The organism is Nitratidesulfovibrio sp. SRB-5 (genome assembly GCF_019931275.1).
Classification (GTDB): Bacteria; Desulfobacterota; Desulfovibrionia; order Desulfovibrionales; family Desulfovibrionaceae; genus Cupidesulfovibrio.
The window spans coordinates 330,311-345,830 of the sequence record NZ_JAIOTY010000002.1 but is presented as its reverse complement, the minus strand read 5'-3'; the positions used below and the strand labels follow the sequence as shown (position 1 = coordinate 345,830).

General features: G+C 68.5%; 13 protein-coding genes and 1 tRNA gene. 9 read left to right on the top strand and 5 right to left on the bottom strand.

Features of this window, described 5'->3' with window-relative positions; all coding sequences use genetic code 11:
- Positions 1-7: 7 nt before the first annotated feature.
- The 6 genes from K6142_RS08905 to K6142_RS08880 all read left to right on the top strand — a co-directional run bounded on the left by K6142_RS08905 (position 8) and on the right by K6142_RS08880 (position 4,980).
- On the top strand, positions 8-1,057 hold the full coding sequence (locus K6142_RS08905; RefSeq protein WP_190244450.1) for a hypothetical protein: 1,050 nt from the start codon (positions 8-10) through the stop codon (positions 1,055-1,057).
- A 2-nt stretch (positions 1,058-1,059) separates the two neighbouring features.
- Positions 1,060-1,959, top strand: coding sequence for a DUF1351 domain-containing protein (locus K6142_RS08900; protein WP_190244449.1), 900 nt, complete (start codon positions 1,060-1,062; stop codon positions 1,957-1,959).
- Positions 1,960-1,975: 16 nt separating this feature from the next.
- Complete coding sequence (locus K6142_RS08895) at positions 1,976-2,881, top strand: hypothetical protein (protein ID WP_190244448.1); 906 nt, start codon at positions 1,976-1,978, stop codon at positions 2,879-2,881.
- A 29-nt stretch (positions 2,882-2,910) separates the two neighbouring features.
- Complete coding sequence (locus K6142_RS08890; RefSeq protein WP_190244447.1) at positions 2,911-3,234, top strand: hypothetical protein; 324 nt, start codon at positions 2,911-2,913, stop codon at positions 3,232-3,234.
- Between the two features lie 158 nt (positions 3,235-3,392).
- Positions 3,393-3,572 (top strand): hypothetical protein, encoded by a 180-nt coding sequence (locus K6142_RS08885; RefSeq protein ID WP_190244446.1) that lies wholly within the window; start codon positions 3,393-3,395, stop codon positions 3,570-3,572.
- 466 nt (positions 3,573-4,038) lie between these two features.
- Positions 4,039-4,980 (top strand): tyrosine-type recombinase/integrase, encoded by a 942-nt coding sequence (locus tag K6142_RS08880; RefSeq protein WP_190244445.1) that lies wholly within the window; start codon positions 4,039-4,041, stop codon positions 4,978-4,980.
- 10 nt (positions 4,981-4,990) lie between these two features.
- On the opposite strand, the gene K6142_RS08875 is transcribed toward K6142_RS08880, so the two are convergent.
- Positions 4,991-5,066: transfer RNA gene (locus tag K6142_RS08875), tRNA-Val, on the bottom strand.
- 329 nt (positions 5,067-5,395) lie between these two features.
- Here K6142_RS08875 and K6142_RS08870 point away from each other — a divergent pair.
- Positions 5,396-6,550, top strand: coding sequence for a hypothetical protein (locus K6142_RS08870; RefSeq protein ID WP_012612810.1), 1,155 nt, complete (start codon positions 5,396-5,398; stop codon positions 6,548-6,550).
- A 331-nt stretch (positions 6,551-6,881) separates the two neighbouring features.
- Here K6142_RS08870 and K6142_RS08865 read toward each other — a convergent pair whose 3' ends face one another.
- From K6142_RS08865 to K6142_RS08850, 4 genes are all read right to left on the bottom strand, one after another.
- Complete coding sequence (locus K6142_RS08865; RefSeq protein ID WP_190244444.1) at positions 6,882-7,148, bottom strand: hypothetical protein; 267 nt, start codon at positions 7,146-7,148, stop codon at positions 6,882-6,884.
- 27 nt (positions 7,149-7,175) lie between these two features.
- Complete coding sequence (locus K6142_RS08860; protein WP_190244443.1) at positions 7,176-8,852, bottom strand: polysaccharide biosynthesis/export family protein; 1,677 nt, start codon at positions 8,850-8,852, stop codon at positions 7,176-7,178.
- Between the two features lie 321 nt (positions 8,853-9,173).
- Complete coding sequence (locus K6142_RS08855; protein WP_012612813.1) at positions 9,174-9,575, bottom strand: DVU3141 family protein; 402 nt, start codon at positions 9,573-9,575, stop codon at positions 9,174-9,176.
- Positions 9,576-9,870: 295 nt separating this feature from the next.
- Positions 9,871-11,436, bottom strand: coding sequence for a sigma-54 interaction domain-containing protein (locus tag K6142_RS08850; protein WP_223380814.1), 1,566 nt, complete (start codon positions 11,434-11,436; stop codon positions 9,871-9,873).
- Positions 11,437-11,981: 545 nt separating this feature from the next.
- Between K6142_RS08850 and K6142_RS08845 the strand changes: the two genes are divergently transcribed.
- Complete coding sequence (locus tag K6142_RS08845; protein WP_223380813.1) at positions 11,982-13,781, top strand: 4Fe-4S dicluster domain-containing protein; 1,800 nt, start codon at positions 11,982-11,984, stop codon at positions 13,779-13,781.
- Between the two features lie 44 nt (positions 13,782-13,825).
- Positions 13,826-15,520: a tetrathionate reductase family octaheme c-type cytochrome gene (locus K6142_RS08840; protein WP_190245278.1), complete on the top strand. Its 1,695-nt coding sequence runs from the start codon at positions 13,826-13,828 to the stop codon at positions 15,518-15,520.

Genomic DNA, 15,520 nt, shown 5'->3' with positions numbered 1-15,520 from the left:
GGACAGCATGAACCAGGCACAGACTCTTGCGCCCATCTCGCCTCACGCCCCGGCTCCGGCCAACTACATGCCGGTGACCGACCTTGTGGCGCAGGTGGGGCACATCCAGCAGGTGATGCACGCCGTCATGAAGGACGGCGAACACTTCGGGAAAATCCCCGGCTGCGGCGACAAGCCCACCCTGCTCAAGGCCGGGGCCGAGAAGCTGGCCATGACGTTCCGGCTCGCGCCCGAATACGACATTCAGGAGCGCGAGATGCCCGGCGGGCACCGCGAGTACCGGGTCATGGTCCGGCTCGTGTCCATCCTTACCGGCGTCATGGTCGGCGCTGGCGTGGGCCTGTGCTCCACCATGGAGGGCAAGTACCGCTACCGCGCCGGTGATGGCGAGATCACCTCCGTCCCCGTGCCCAAGAACTACTGGGACACCCGCCGCAGCGACCCCACCGCCGCAGCCCGCATCCTGCGCGAGATCGCCAACAAGGCTGGGCTGCCCGGCTCCAAGTTCGGCACCAAGAAGGACGCTGAGGGCCGCTGGATGGTCAGCACCCACGGCGAGCGCGTCGAGCACGACAACCCCGCCGACTACTACAACACCGTGCTCAAGATGGCGAAGAAGCGCGCCCTCGTGGACGCGGTTCTCACCTCCACTGCCGCCTCCGACATCTTCACGCAAGACATCGAGGACATGCCCGAGGTCATTCCCGGTGCCGGTGCCGCCACCTCCTCGCAGCAGCAGAAGCCCCAGGGCACGGGCAAGAAGACCACCACGCCGCAGCAGGGCAACCAGCAGCCCGCCCACAACCCGGACCAGCCCCCGGCCCCCTCTGCCGCGCAACTCGCCATGCTGCGCAACGAGGGCAAGAAAGCCGGGCTTGATGAAGCAGGACTCGTCTCCCTCGCGCGCCACATGACCGGCGACGACTCGATCCAGAGCATCGACCAACTCACCAAGCCCGAAACCACGCAGATGATCGACGGCATCAAGTCCGGTGCGCTGCTCAACATCCCGCCCGATGCCAACCAGCAGATGGGCGACATGCCCTCGGGGTTCTAGCCATGACCGAACCGAACATCACCGAAACCCTGCCCGCCATCTCGTTCAACGCCGAGGAACTCGAAGCGTGGGTGCGGGCCATCGTGGCCAACTACGAGGGGCTCGTGGTCACCGAGGACATGGTGCCTGCCATCAAGTCCGAGATGGCTGGCCTGAACAAGGTGCGCGACCGGCTCGAAGCGGCCCGCAAGGAAGCCGTGCGCCGGGTCAGCGCCCCGATCAGGGAGTTCGAGGACCGGATCAAGGCGGTCACCGCCATCATCGTGGAGGCCCGTGCCGGGCTCGATGCGCAGGTGAAGGCGTTCGAGGAACTCCAGCGCGCGGACAAGCGCCGGGAGGTCCAGTTCCTCATCACGGCCACCCTTGATGAGCACGGGCTGCCCGGCCTCGACATCCCCATTCAGGATGCCTGGCTGAACAAGACCAAGCCCCTCAAGACCATCAAGGCCGAGGTCGAGGCGATCATCCTGCGCCACATCCAGCAGGAGCGGGAACGTGCCGCCCTCGAACAGGCGCGGCAGGACCGGGCCGTGGCCATCGAACAGAAGGTCGAAGCCCTGGCTGAAATCTACGGCTTCTCCCTCCCGGCCTCGTCCTTCCTGCGCTTGCAGGACTTGCAGGTGCCCTTGGCCGAAGCCCTGACCCAGATCGGGCAAGCCTACTCGGCGCGGGCACAGGCCATGCGCATCGCCCCGGCGGCTCCCGCCGCCACCCCGCCCCGGTCCGCGCAGGTGCTCCAGCCCGTGGCCCCCGCCGCCGCGCCCGGACGGCCCCTGCGCAAGACGCTGACCATCACGCTCGAATACGACGCCATGCGTGAGCCCGCTGTACTGGCCTCGCTCCGGCATCTCGAAAGCCTCTGCGCGTCGTTCACCCGCACCCCCGGCATGCGCGCCGCGTAGCCGGAAAGGAGGCCCCATGGCCCGCAAGAAGAAGGAAAAGGCCCCGGTTCAGGCCGATCTTCCCGAGAACACCGTCTTCATCACCATCACCGCCGACATCCTCCAAGAGACCGACGCCGCGATCCTGATCCGCTGCGGCGAGGTCGAGGACTGGTTGCCCCTCAGTCAGATCGAATTCACCGGCACCAAGGGCGACACCGGCGTGGTCATCAACCTGCCCGAGTGGCTGGGCGACGAGAAGGGCCTGACCGACGGCATGGGCGCGGCCCCGGCTCCGACCGATGCCGAGCAGGCCGACGCCTCCGGCGAAGACGACGCGGCCACCGATGAGCCCGGCGCGTCGGCGGTCGCCAATGACCAGAACTGGCTGCGGCAGGAAACGATCACCGTCACGCAGGAACTGACGCAGGCCGAGAAGGCCGAGTACGCCGAAGAAATGGCCCGGCTCGATGACGAGATCGAGGAACTGGAAACCGAGCGCGACCGGGTGAGCAAGGCGTTGAAGAAGCAGATCGACGCCAAGGAAGATGAACGCCGCGCCCTGTCCAAGGTCGTGCGCGAAGGCACCGAGACGCGCGAAATCTTCTGCGACCTGGTGGCCGACTACAACACCTGCGAAATGGTCTGGACCGACGCCCACCCGCCCCACGAGGAAGTGCGCCGCCGCAAGATGACTGCCGAGGAACGGCAGCTTCCCCTGACCATGAACACCCGACCGGACTCGGTGGGCCAGCCTTCGGACGACGAGCCCGACAGCAGCAAGGAGCAGCCCGATGACGCCCCCGGCTTCGATGCCCACGACGCCGATGTGACCGGGGAAGATACGGCAGCCGATGACGGTCCGGACGACGCCGACCTTGATCCCGACTACCCCCACATTCCGCCCATGGCCGCACACGCCGACGCCGAAGCGGTGCAGTAACCGACCACCCCTGACCCAAGGAGCAAGACATGACTCGTGAAACTGGTTTTCTGGGAATTCTGGCCAAGATGGGGATGGAGGACTGCGCCTGCGAGAGAAAGCGCGCCAACTTCCCGAAGTTCGAGAACGAAGGCGAGGCCCTTGCCTACGCCAAGCGCATCGCCACGCTCAAGCCCGGCGAGATCGTGATGTACGGCAACCAGGACGAAGACCTCACCACGGCCGTGTACATGCACCCCGTTGAAGGTGGCCAGCGGGGGTTTCTTCTCACGCTGGACGAGGACAAGGAAGTTTCGGGATCGGTATGCCCCTGGGGTGCCCTGTGGTTCCCCGACATGGTGAAAGCCTCCTGACCCGGCGCAGCCGTGGCGACCGGGCATCCCCCCTTCCGTGCCAGGTCGTCACGGCCAACCGGGCAGCGATCACACGCAACTAGCAGGGCCTGTCTCGCTGTCCGGGCTTGAGGAGCCCGCCGGGGGGTGCAAGCCCCCCGGCAAAGGAGGTCACCTGAATGCATGAAGACAACGAGGCCGCACCGGCCAAGAAGCCCCGCCCCACCAAGAACTTCGCCGCCATCAACGGGGCCTGCAAGATGGCCCGGCTGACCGACGGCAGCAAGCCCAAGGCATGCCCCCATTGCGGCACCAACTCCAAGCTCCGGACGTGCCCGTTCTGCCACCGCAAGAAATAGTTCCCTCCCCCAACACCCGCAGCGACAAAACCTCCCTCCTCCGTCGCTGCGGGCACTCCGGCCACACCGCTCCGGTGTGGTCGGACGGGGATCACGCTCAGCAAGGAGGTCCAGGACATGCACCCCACAACCGGAAGCAACACACCGCAGCCATCTACTCGGCTGTGCGCGCCCCTCCCGGCTCTCGGCCCCCTCATCTCCCCCGAAGACCTCGCCGCGTCTCTTGGCTGGACGGTGAAACGTCTGTATGCCCACGCCAAGGAACTTGGCGGCATCAAACGCGGGCGCGCCTGGCTGTTCTATTCGGCCAACGTCGAACGCGCCCTTCAATGGAGGAATGATGCCAATAACGAGGAAAGACCGGCACGGAAAACCGGTGATCTATGGGAGGGTGAAGCTTCCGAGCGGGAAGCACCGGGAGCATCGTTGCACCACATGGCGGGAGGCCGTGGCGTGGGAAGAGAGCGTGAAGGTGACACAGCCCGATACGGTGACCGGCACGGTCTCCTTGGCGGCGCTCTTCACGGCGTACCTGGATCACGTGCAGGCGCGCGGCATGGCGGACAAGACATACGGGGAGAAGAGGCAGGCGTTTCGTGAACTGCTGGCCGACGTAAAGCCGTCCCTGCCTGTCCAGCGCGTGACCTACGCCCTGATCGAGGCGCACCTGGACGGCATTGCCCGGCGCATCAGCGGCGCGCAGGCCAACCGGCGGCGCAAGAACATCCTCGCGGCCTATTCGTGGGGCGTGCGCGCCTTCAAGCTGCCCGAGCCATGCCCGTGGCGCGTGGAGCGGTACAGGGAAGACAAACGCCCGAAATACGTCCCGACACCCGAGGACTTCTGGAAGGTCCACGACGCGGCGAAGTCACCGGATAAACGCGCCATGCTGTTCACGGCGCTGCACACGGCGGCCCGCAAGGAAGAGTTGTTCCGCATGCAGCGGAACGACCTCGACTTCGCCAACCGCCGTCTCCGGCTCTGGACGCGGAAACGCAAGGGCGGCGGGCTTGAAGAGGACTGGATACCCATGACCCAGGCCCTGCACGACTGCCTCTTGCGCCACCGCCTGCAAATGGGCTTCCGCGAGCATGTCTTCGTCAGCAGCCGGGGAACCCCTTGGGTATCCGCAACGCACCTCATGTACTCGCTGTGCGACAAGGCTGGAGTGCGCCGCTTCGGCTTCCACGCAATCAGGCACCTGAGCGCGTCGATGCTCGACGGGGCCGGGGTGCCGCTCTCGGTGATCCAAGCCATCCTGCGCCATCGGAGCGCCCTGACCACATCGCGCTACCTCACCTCGTTGCGCGGCGTGCAGGCATCCCTGGACGGGGTGTTCGACAGAACAAAAAGTGAGTCACCAAGTGAGCCATGCTTGGCGGCTACTCACTTGGTGACTCACAACTAACTGCAAACAATGGTGGGCGGTGAGGGGATCGAACCCCCGGCATTCGGCTTGTAAGGCCGACGCTCTACCAGCTGAGCTAACCGCCCCGGTATGGCAAGGCAATCACGGCAAGGCAATGATGGCGGGACACTACGTCATGTCGCCCGAAAGCGCCACGGCGCGCCCCGCCCCGTGTGGCAACGGACGCCTGCGGCCTGCCTCGGACCGCTGCCGCCCGTGACGGGATACTGCTCATAGTGCAGGGGCGGCGGTCATGTCAAACACCTTGTGCTTTTGTACTGGACATTGTGACGTCGGATATCTATGTAGCAGGCGCGCGGCCCTGTGTCCGCCGTGCCACCGCCCAGAGCGGCGTGCGGACACCAATGCACGCGCCGACTCGCGAACCGGCCGACGGACCGTGAATCCGCCCCTCATGCCCCCCACAGCTCCCCGCACGTTGCGGCAGGACATCTCCCTGCTGCTCCGCTCCGCGCCGCCCAAGGCGCGCGCCGCCATCCTCGCCCTGCTGCCCGCCGCCAAGGCCGTGCTGGACACGGGCTGGCGGCCCGACATGCACGCCGCGCCCATCCGCAACTGGCGCGACCTGATGCAACTGCTGTCCGGCCTCACCGCGCAGCGCCACGACACGGAAACCCTGCTGCGCGTCACCAGCGAACTGCTGGGCATTGCCGACGAAATGGCCCCGCCGGAAATCGTCCTGCGCGAAAGCGCGGCCGTGCTCCTGCGCGCCTTTCACGCCGACATGTTCGTGTGCCGCCTGCGCGACGACGAGGGCGAATGGCAGATCATCGCGGCGGAACGCGAGGACGGCGGCCCCATCCCGCTCTTTTCGCCGGTGCTGGAAGAAGGCCTGGCCGGGCACCCGGTCATGCGCGCGGTGTGCGACGGCACCCGCCACGTGCTCTCCAACAACCTGATGGGCATGGATCGCGGTGGCGATTCGTACGACTGCATGGCCTACAAGGTAGGCTACCGCTCGCGCCTGGCCTTCGTGCTGCGCGACCGGGGCGGTCGTCCGCCCTTCGGGCTGGTGCTGCTGTATTCCGAGCGCGAACACGGCTTCGACAGCTATGACGCCCGCTTTCTGGCCAAGTGCTCGCGCATCGTGGCCCTGACCACCGGCAGCCGCGTGGCCGTGGCCCGAGATGCGCTGGAAAAGGCCGCCGGGGCCGTGGCCCACCACGGCAACAACGCCTTGGCCATCTTGCGCAACCACGCGGAATACTGCGCGGAACTGCTTGACGATATGGCCGACGACTGGGACGACGCCGTGCACGCCGCCGACGAATTGCGCGGACTTTTGCCCGAAGGCTCCAAGGCCCATGCCGCCGCCGCGCGGCTGGCCAATGCCCTGCACGGCATGGACACCACGCAGTTGACGGAACAGCTGGACGGCGTGCTGCGTTCCACGCGGCGCATTGCCCGCATCATCGACGCGCTGGAGGAATCGGCCGAAAAGCCTCGCCTGATGCACTACGTGCTGGGCCGCCACGTGCTGGACCTGGGCAACCCCGCCGACGAGGAAGAGGAAATGGAAACCCTGCGCAAGACCTGCTGCACGGCGTAACCGCCACGGCAGGGCGTGCGGCCAGCCCCTGTCCCGCGAGCCTTGACCCTTTGATGGAAATTCCCCGGCATGGCCGGAACGAAAAGAGCGCCGATGGATGCAATCCATCGGCGCTCTTTCCGTCATTCCGTCCGGAGGCCCCCCGCAGGGAACCTGCCTGAAAATACCGTTCGTCCCGGCACGCTCGGCAGCGCCCGTCCCAGTCCGTTTCAACCCGGTTCAATCCGGCCCCGCACGGGCCGGTCTGGCACTGCCCCGGTCTGGCACTGCCCCGGTCCGGCACTGCCCCGGTCCGGTCCGGCACGGCACGGCCCGATCCAGTCCTGTCCGACTAGTCGTCCCCGTCCTTTCCCCTCGTTCCGCTCCTGCCCCCGGCCCCGCCGCCGTCGTCCTCTAAGGCCCGCCCCTTGTGCTTGGGGGCATCGCGCCGCTTGCGGCGCTTGTCCTCCTGCACGCGGGTGCGCAGGTCCAGCGGCACGTCCAGCAGGGCATCACGCCGGGCGGCGCGCAGGGCGCGGCGTTCCTCCTCGGTCAGGCCCGCTTCCGAAGCGTCCCCGGGAGCGCCCCTGGAAGCGTCCTTCATGTCGGCATCCTTCATGTCCGTCTCCCGGCAGCCACCGAGGGCCTACAGCCCGATGACCACCTTGGTGGCCACCGCGATCTGGTAGAGAATCTGCGACATGTCCTTGACCGTCTGCAGATTCTTGGAATCCACGCGCGGCAGCACCAGCAGCTGGTCGCCCGCCGCGATGGTGGTGTCGGACGTGCGGAACACCTCGCCGTTGGGGCGCACCAGCAGGATGGTGCCGGTGTCCGCGCGGTTGGTGTAGCCGCCCGCGCCGCGCACATAGTCCTTCAGGCGCCTGTCGCCGTTCCACACGATGGCCTGGGGCATCACCACCTCTCCGGTCACCAGCACCACGTCGCTCTTTTCGGGGATGACGATGACGTCGCCGTCCTCCAGCGCGATGTCGGCCACCTTGCCGCCGCTGCCCACCACCACGATGCCCTCGGGCGTCACGTTGCGGGCCTTTTCGGCGAACTTGGCGATCATCTCCGCCTCGTGGTTGCGGATCTGCGCCTCTTCCGGGCTGGCCGAGGTGGCCGTGAACGAGCTTTCCTCCAGCCTGCGCAGGGCGTCCTCGATGGCGCGCTTCTGGCGGATCGCCACGCTGCGGCGCTTGATGTACAGGCCGGAAAGGTCGGCCCGGTCGGCATCCACGGCAATGTACTGCTGCACGTCGCGCAGGCGGGCGGTGCGCTTCAGCGGAAAGCGCGACGCGCCGCGGATGGCGCCCTGCACCTCGACCATTATGGTGTCGCCGGGGGTGTCGGCCAGAAACTCCACCCGGTCGCCGTCGGCCAGCGGCAGGGTGCGGAATTCGCGCAGGGGCAGGTACAGGTTGAAGGGCGCGCCGTTGCGGGTGCCCACGATGCTGGCGTGCGAGGCCGTGGCCAGCGGGTCGGCCATTTCGGCCAGCCTGGCCCCGGTGGCCTCGCCCTTGCGGAATTCGAAACGCGCGGCGTTGCGTATTTCGCCGCTGGCGGATACGGCGGGGCCCTTTTCGCCCACCACGATGGTGTCGCCATCCAGCAGGCGCACCAGCGGCAGCGCGCCCTTCAGCGCGAAGGGATACAGGTCGAAGCTGCCCAGTTCCGCCCCGCCGCGCAGCAGGCGGATGGTGCGGTAGCTGCCGCGCCGGGGATCGATGCCGCCCGCCCGGTCCAGGAAGGCCAGCACCGAATCGGACGGCGCGCCGTTGTAGCGGCCCGGCTTCATGACGAACCCGGTGACGAAGACCGACACGGGCCGCCCGTCCAGCGGGCTGACGTAAACCTGCACGTTCTCCACGCCGGACGCGCTGAGCTTGCTGCGGATGGCCTCGGTCACCTGGGCCTGGGCAAGGCCCGCCACGGGCAGGGCTCCCAGGTCTTGCAGGTCTATCTCGCCCGCGTCGTTCACCGTGACCACGCCGTCGAAATTGCGGTCGCCCCACAGGCGCAGCACCAGCCGGTCGCCGGGGGTCAGTTCGCGCGCCTCGGCGCTGCGGGCCTGCCCGAAGTTGCCCTGGAACAGGTTGGCGGCAAAGGGCGGCAAATCTGCACCGGGAACAGGGGCGGCTCCGGAAGATGCGGGCGACTTGGCCTCGGACGGCGCGGCAAGCGCAATGGTGCGGGCCGGGCCAAGCAGCGCGGCCAGTACAAGCAGCAGGAAAAGGGCGGGCAGCCATGCGGCAGCCCCCGCGCGGCAGGGTGCGACGTGACGGGGCGCGGCGTGACGGAAAAGCGGTGCGGTATCCATGGCAGGTATCCGTAATTGGCTACGCCGGGCGCGGTGCGCACCCGGCGGATGAAAGCGTGTGTATTCGTGGTGATGGTTGCGGCGCAAGCGGCGCGCACCGCCCGAAGCGGAGGGCCCTCCGGCGCTGGCGCCGGGCATGCCGGGGCAGGCCCGTCCGGCCAGTCAGGCCAGTCAGGCCAATTCGACCAGTCAGGCCAGTCAGGCCTGTCCGGCCAATTCGGCCAATTCGGCCAATTCGGCCAGTCCGACTGACCAGTCCGGCGGGTCGGGCCATTCCGAACGGTTGGCCCCGTTTGGCCACCCCGGCGGCATGAAAAATTCCTATTGCGCGGGCCGGGCTATCCCCTGCCCCCAGATGCGGGGGGCCATCTGCCACGCGACGTCGTCGCCGCTGCCCGCCGGACGGCAGGCGATGACCACTTCTGCCTCGCCATGCTGCGAAAGCAGGGTGGCGCGGCGGCATTCCTCTCCGGTGGCCGAGGTGAACAGCCCCTCCACCACCACCCGGATGCCGGTGCCGAATTCCGGGTCGTCCAGCACGGCGGAAGCCCCTGCCGGATTGCCGGTCATGAATTCCAGAATGGGCCTGGCGGGCAGGGCCTGTTCCCGAACCTGCGGCGCGGGCTGCTGACGCCCCCCGCAGGCGGCGAGCAGGACGGGCAGCACGCTCAGGGCGCACAGGGCCAGCACGGCGGCGGGACGGAAGCGGCGAATGGCGAACATGAAGTAGACCTCTGGTGCGTGGGGAATGTGTCGGTGTGGCGGGCCCGGCGTGCCGGGGGGGCCGGTGTGTCCGGCGTGTCCGGCGTGTCCTGCGTGTCGGGCGTGTCGGGCGGACACGGAGCGCGTCCGTGCGGATGCCGCCTTCTATACTCCCGGCAACGGGCGGCTGTCCACTGGCGCGGGGGCGTCTGGCCGCTGGCGCGCAACGGCTTTACAATAAGAAGGACACAGCCGGGGGCAAGGTGCCGAAGCGCCCCGCCCCCCTTTCCCGCAGCGCCGCATGAGGATCGGCGGGCTACCCGGCCACCGCCTTGTGCACATCTATCCCGAAGCGCAGCATGCGGTTGCGCACCGTGCCCCGGTGCACCCCCAGCAGCCGTGCAGCCTCGGACACATTGCCTCCGGCGGCGCGCAACGCCTCCACCAGTTCGGCCCGTTCGCGCTCGTGTCGGGCGGGACGCCCCCCGTAGACAAACGCCCCGGCGGGCATGCCCCCAGCATCACCACCCCGCCGGGCGGTGCCCTCTCCGCTTCCGTGCGGTCCGTGCCCCACTTGCGCCGGGTGCAGGTCCGGATGCCTGTCGCCTGCTCCCGGATGATTGGCGTGATCGGCGTGACTGGCGTTCCCCGCAACGCCGCCCGTCCCGCCCGACCCGGCGCATTCCGGGTGCCAGCCCGCCCCGGCGATATGCTGCGGCAGGTGCTCCACGCCCAGCCGCCCGCCTTCGGCGATGACGCAGGCATATTCCAGCGCGCTGCGCAGTTCGCGCACGTTGCCGGGCCAGCCGTACGCCGTGAGCAGGCGCAGGGCCTCCGGTGTCAGGCCGGTCACGTCGCGTCCGTCACGCTCGCGGATGCCCTTCAGGAAATGGGCGGCCAGCAGGGGAATGTCCTCTCGCCGGTCGGCCAGCGGCGGCAGGTGGATGGGGATGACGTTGATGCGGAACAGCAGGTCCTCGCGGAACCTGCCCGCCCGCACCAGCCGCCCCAGGTCTCGGTTGGTGGCGGCAATGATGCGCACGTCCACCTCGCGCGAGGCGTTGTCGCCCACCCGCTCGATGCGCTTGGTCTCCAGCACGCGCAGCAGCTTTACCTGGATGGGCAGGGGGATGTCGCCGATCTCGTCCAGAAAGATGTCGCCGCCGTGGGCCGCCTCGAACCGGCCCTGCCGGTCACGGATGGCCCCGGTGAACGCCCCGCGCACGTGGCCGAACAGTTCGCTTTCCAGCAGCGCCTCGTTCAGGGCCGCGCAGTTCAGCTGCACATAGGCCCCGTTCTTGCGGCGGCCCAGTTCGTGGATGGCCCGCGCCGCCAGTTCCTTGCCCGTGCCCGACGCCCCCAGCACCAGCACCGGGGCGTCGCTTTCCGCCGCCCGCTCGATGATCTTGAACACCCGCTGCATGGCGGGCGAGGTGCCCACCATGCCCGCGAACCCCTCGTCCGAACCCAGCAGGCGCGAAAGCTCCTCGATGCGGCGGTCCTTTTCCACCACGGCGGAAATGTCGGTGATGGTCTCCACCGCCGCGATGACCCGGCCATCCTCCTTCAGCACCTTGGCGTTCTTGAGCACGGTGATGGAGGTGCCGTCGCGCCGCACCAGGGTGCAGCGCTTGCGGTGCTCGTCCTTGCGGTCGAACAGGCGGCACCAGTGGCCGCCGCCCAGCGAGCGCGAGCGCACGCAGGCGTCGCAGTTGAGCACCGCGCAGGTCTGGCCCACCAGTTCGCCCGCCTCGTAGCCGGTCAGCCGCTCCAGGGCCGGATTGGCCATCAGGATGCGCCCGTCCGGCCCCACCAGGAAAAAGCCGTCGTTGATGGTGTTGATGACCTCGCGCAGGAAGCGGCCTGATTCAAGGGCGTCCATGGGCGTTCTCCTTCGGGTGGCGGGGGCCGGGTTGCCGGATTACCGGATTGCCGGGACGGCGGGATGGGGGGACGGCGAAATGGCGAAACTGGGGGACGGCTGGATGCCGGAGCGGTACCGGGTGCGCTGCCGTGCCGTGGGCGCGTCCATCACCATGCAGCTTCGGGGCCGTTGCCGCACCTGTTGCGGCCACCGGGCAGGCCATGCGCCGGATGCGCACGCCGTCGCGCAACATCCTGCCCCGCATGACAATCCGCACACGCACCCCCATGGGCGGATGGCGTGCGTCACCGGACAGCCCCATGCCAGCCATGGAGCATGGCGCGGCATGTGATTAATTTTTCGCCATATGTCGCATCATATGCCGAATATTCCACACCGCGCAAGCAGGCTTTCTCACTGCCATCACTCACGCAACGCCCTGCCAGAAAACGACAAGCCGAAATTCTAACGCTCGGGCATGCTTCCTGCTCAAAAGCAAGTGACAAGCGGACGATGCGCCACGCTGGCGCACCGCGCCATATCTCCACCCGCACATGGACGACATGATGATCGCACGCACCATCGACACAGCATCCCCCCGCCGCCTTTCGCGGCGCGGTTTCCTCAAGGGCCTTGCGGGCACCGGGCTCGCCGGGTCCGCCTCCCTCGCAACCGGCATGTTCCCCTCCACGGCGGAGGGTGCGGGTGTGGGTGGCAACACATCCGTGCCCTCCGGACGGGGAGCATCCGGAAACGACGGCCCGCTGGCCACGCTCATCGACATTTCCGCCTGCGTGGGCTGCGGAGCCTGCGTGCAGGCCTGCCGCGAACGCAACGCGGCCCGGTATCCGGAACCCCGAAAACCCTTTCCGCCCATGTTCCCGGCCTCGGTAAAGGCCGAGGACTGGTCCGCCCGGCGCGACACGGACGACCGCCTGACCCCCTACAACTGGCTGTACATCCAGAACGTGACAGTGCAGCACGGCGGGCAGCAGGTGGAACTGAACATCCCCCGCCGCTGCCTGCACTGCGACAACCCGCCCTGCGCCAACCTGTGCCCGTGGGGCGCGGCCCGGCGCGAGGCCAGCGGCACCGTGTCCATCGACGCGGACATCTGCCTGGGCGGGGCCAAGTGCCGCACGGTGTGCCCGTGGCAGATTCCCCAGCGCCAGACCGGCGTGGGCCTGTACCTGGACCTGCTGCCCCGCTACGCGGGCAACGGCGTGATGTACAAGTGCGACCGCTGCGCCGACGTGGTGGCGCGGGGCAGCACCCCGGCCTGCATCGAAGCCTGCCCCAACGCGGTGCAGTCCATCGGCCCGCGCGACGCCGTCATTGCACAGGCCCGCCGCCTGGCCGCCGAACGCGGCGGGCATCTGTACGGGCTGGACGAGAACGGCGGCACATCGACCATCTATCTTTCACCCGTGCCCTTCACGGACATTCAGGCGGCGCTGGAGGCCGCCACAACGGCGGCGAAGCCCGTTTCCATGCAGGATGGCAAGCAAGACGGCGGGCAGGACACCGGAAAGGCTCCGGCACAGCCCGCCGCCACGCTGGGCCCCGGCAGGCCGCACTTCCGTGCCGTGGGCGATGCCATGCGGGGCGAGACCATGCTGGCCGCCGCGCTGGTCACCGCGCCGCTGGCCGGTGCCGGGGCCGCCCTGCTGCGCGTGGCGCGCGGCATCGGCGACATGGCCCGTGCGGACGCCAACGATGCGGGCGCGCCGAATGCGTCCACCACGGCAGGCGCGCCGGGCACCATGGGTATCCCTGACGCCGCATCCCCGGCCCATCTCCGGCCCGTGGCCCGCTGGCTGTGGATCGCCTGCGCCACGGTGCTCGGCGTCACCGGCATGGCCCAGATGCCCATTGCCGCGCGCTACGGCATTGCCGCGGTGCCCGGTCTGGCCTGGACCGCCGACTTCCATTTCACCCATCTGCTGCACTACGGGGCCGCCGCCGTGCTGCTGGCCCTTTCCGCATGGCTGGCCGTGCGGGCCCTTGCCGGGCCGCGCATCCCCCGCCTGTTCGCCCCGCACCGCCACCCCACCCCGTATCGCCACCCCGCCCCGTATCACCTGACGGGCGGCGGCACGCTGCGCCTGTGGCTGGTGGCGGCCCTCATCGTCACCGGGGGCATGCGGGTGGCCAAGAACCTGCCCGGCTTCGACTGGGGCCCCACCCTGACCATGTACCTGGACTGGACGCATCTGGGTCTTGCCGGGCTGCTGGGCATGGCCTCGCTGGCGCTGGCCCTGACGGGCCGCTCCGCCTGGACCGCCCCCGTCCCGGCGTCCCGGTCCGCAGCCCGGCCCGCGCCCCCGGACCATCACCATCCCGAACATCCGCCCCGCGCGTAGCGCAGGGTTTACCGTTGACGCCTGAAGCCCAAGGAGGAGTCCACATGTCGTCGCCACACGTTTCCGCCCGTCGGGCACACGGCGGTTCGCCCCCAGCCCTGCTGTTCCTGCTGCTCCTGCTGTTGCTCCTGCTGCCGGGCCTTGCCCCGCTGCTTGCGCCAGCCCCCCCGGCCCACTCGGCCCAACTGGCCACCGGGGTGCCCGCCGGGGCCACCGGCGCGGTGAAGAAGCCGGAGGCCCACGCCATCACCGCCGACCACTCCCGCCACCCGGCCCTGCAACAGCCCTTCGCCACGCCGCAGGAAGTCACCAGGGCCTGCCTGTCGTGCCACAACGCCGCCGCGCAGCAGGTGCACAAGACCATCCACTGGACCTGGCTGGACCCCGCCGACCCGGAACGCAAGATGGGCAAGGGCGGCATCACCTTCAACAACTTCTGCATCGCCATCCCGTCCAACGAACCGCGCTGCACCTCGTGCCACGCGGGCTTCGGCTGGAAGAACGCGCAGTTCGACTTCTCGTCGCAGGAAAACGTGGACTGCATGGTCTGTCACGACCACACCGGCACCTACAAGAAGTTCCCCACCATGGCCGGGCTGCCGGTCAGCGAACCCACCGAGTTCGAGGGCAAGACGTTCAACCCGCCCGACTACAACGCCATTGCCGCCTCTGTGGGCCGTCCCACCCGCGACAACTGCGGCACCTGCCACTTCTACGGCGGCGGGGGCGACGCGGTGAAGCACGGCGACCTCGACTCCACCATGTTCAAGCCCGGCCGCGAACTGGACGTGCACATGGACGTGAAGGGGGCCAACTTCACCTGCCAGCGCTGCCACACCACCGAGGCCCACGTCATCGCCGGGCGCACCTACAAGCAGCCCGCCTTCACCGAACGCAAGAGCGTGCTCGACGACGACCGGGTGCACCGCATCGCCTGCGAATCGTGCCATACCGCCACCCCGCACAAGGCCGGGCACAAGGCCAACGACCACACCGACAAGCTGGCCTGCCAGACCTGCCACATTCCCGCCTTTGCGCGCGAGATGGCCACCAAGATGTGGTGGGACTGGTCCACCGCGGGCAAGAAGAAGGACGGCAAGCCCTTTGCGGAAAAGGGGCCCTTCGGCAAGCCCAGCTACGACAGCAAGAAGGGCGACTTCCGGTGGGAAAAGGACGTCACCCCCGAATACCACTGGTCCAACGGACGCATGGAATTCCTGCTGCTGACCGACAAGGTCGACGACACCGCGAAGCCCGTGGAAATCAACCGCATCGACGGCGACCCGGCAGACCCCAGGTCGCGCATCATGCCCTTCAAGGCGCACCGGGGCCGCCAGCCCTTTGACGCGGGCAACCGCACCTTCGTGGCCCCGCACCTGTTCGGCAAGGACGACGACGCCTACTGGAAGACCTATGACTGGATGAAGGCCGTGGAAGCCGGGCAGAAGTCGCTGAACCTGCCCTTCAGCGGCAAGCTGGAATTCGTGGACACCGTCTACTACTACCCCATCACCCACCAGGTGGCCCCCAAGGAACGGTCCGTGGCCTGCGGCGAATGCCACAAGCCCGCTGGCAGCCGCCTTGCCTCCGTGGGCGGGGTGTGGATGCCGGGGCGCGACCGCAACGCGGGCGTGGACGCCGCCGGGTGGATCGCCGTTGCCGGGTCCGTGCTGGCCGTGGGCGTGCACGGGTTCCTGCGCCTGGCCGCGCGTGGCCGCAACAACCGCAAGGAGGACTAG

Bases quoted from the DNA above. Each gene is read 5' to 3' on its own strand.
- K6142_RS08850 (WP_223380814.1), bottom strand. From the start codon at position 11,436: ATGGACGCCCTTGAATCAGGCCGCTTCCTGCGCGAGGTCATCAACACC.
- K6142_RS08890 (WP_190244447.1), top strand. From the start codon at position 2,911: ATGACTCGTGAAACTGGTTTTCTGGGAATTCTGGCCAAGATGGGGATG.
- K6142_RS08900 (WP_190244449.1), top strand. From the start codon at position 1,060: ATGACCGAACCGAACATCACCGAAACCCTGCCCGCCATCTCGTTCAAC.
- K6142_RS08905 (WP_190244450.1), top strand. From the start codon at position 8: ATGAACCAGGCACAGACTCTTGCGCCCATCTCGCCTCACGCCCCGGCT.
- K6142_RS08885 (WP_190244446.1), top strand. From the start codon at position 3,393: ATGCATGAAGACAACGAGGCCGCACCGGCCAAGAAGCCCCGCCCCACC.
- K6142_RS08855 (WP_012612813.1), bottom strand. From the start codon at position 9,575: ATGTTCGCCATTCGCCGCTTCCGTCCCGCCGCCGTGCTGGCCCTGTGC.
- K6142_RS08860 (WP_190244443.1), bottom strand. From the start codon at position 8,852: ATGGATACCGCACCGCTTTTCCGTCACGCCGCGCCCCGTCACGTCGCA.
- K6142_RS08865 (WP_190244444.1), bottom strand. From the start codon at position 7,148: ATGAAGGATGCCGACATGAAGGACGCTTCCAGGGGCGCTCCCGGGGAC.
- K6142_RS08895 (WP_190244448.1), top strand. From the start codon at position 1,976: ATGGCCCGCAAGAAGAAGGAAAAGGCCCCGGTTCAGGCCGATCTTCCC.
- K6142_RS08840 (WP_190245278.1), top strand. From the start codon at position 13,826: ATGTCGTCGCCACACGTTTCCGCCCGTCGGGCACACGGCGGTTCGCCC.
- K6142_RS08845 (WP_223380813.1), top strand. From the start codon at position 11,982: ATGATGATCGCACGCACCATCGACACAGCATCCCCCCGCCGCCTTTCG.
- K6142_RS08870 (WP_012612810.1), top strand. From the start codon at position 5,396: ATGCCCCCCACAGCTCCCCGCACGTTGCGGCAGGACATCTCCCTGCTG.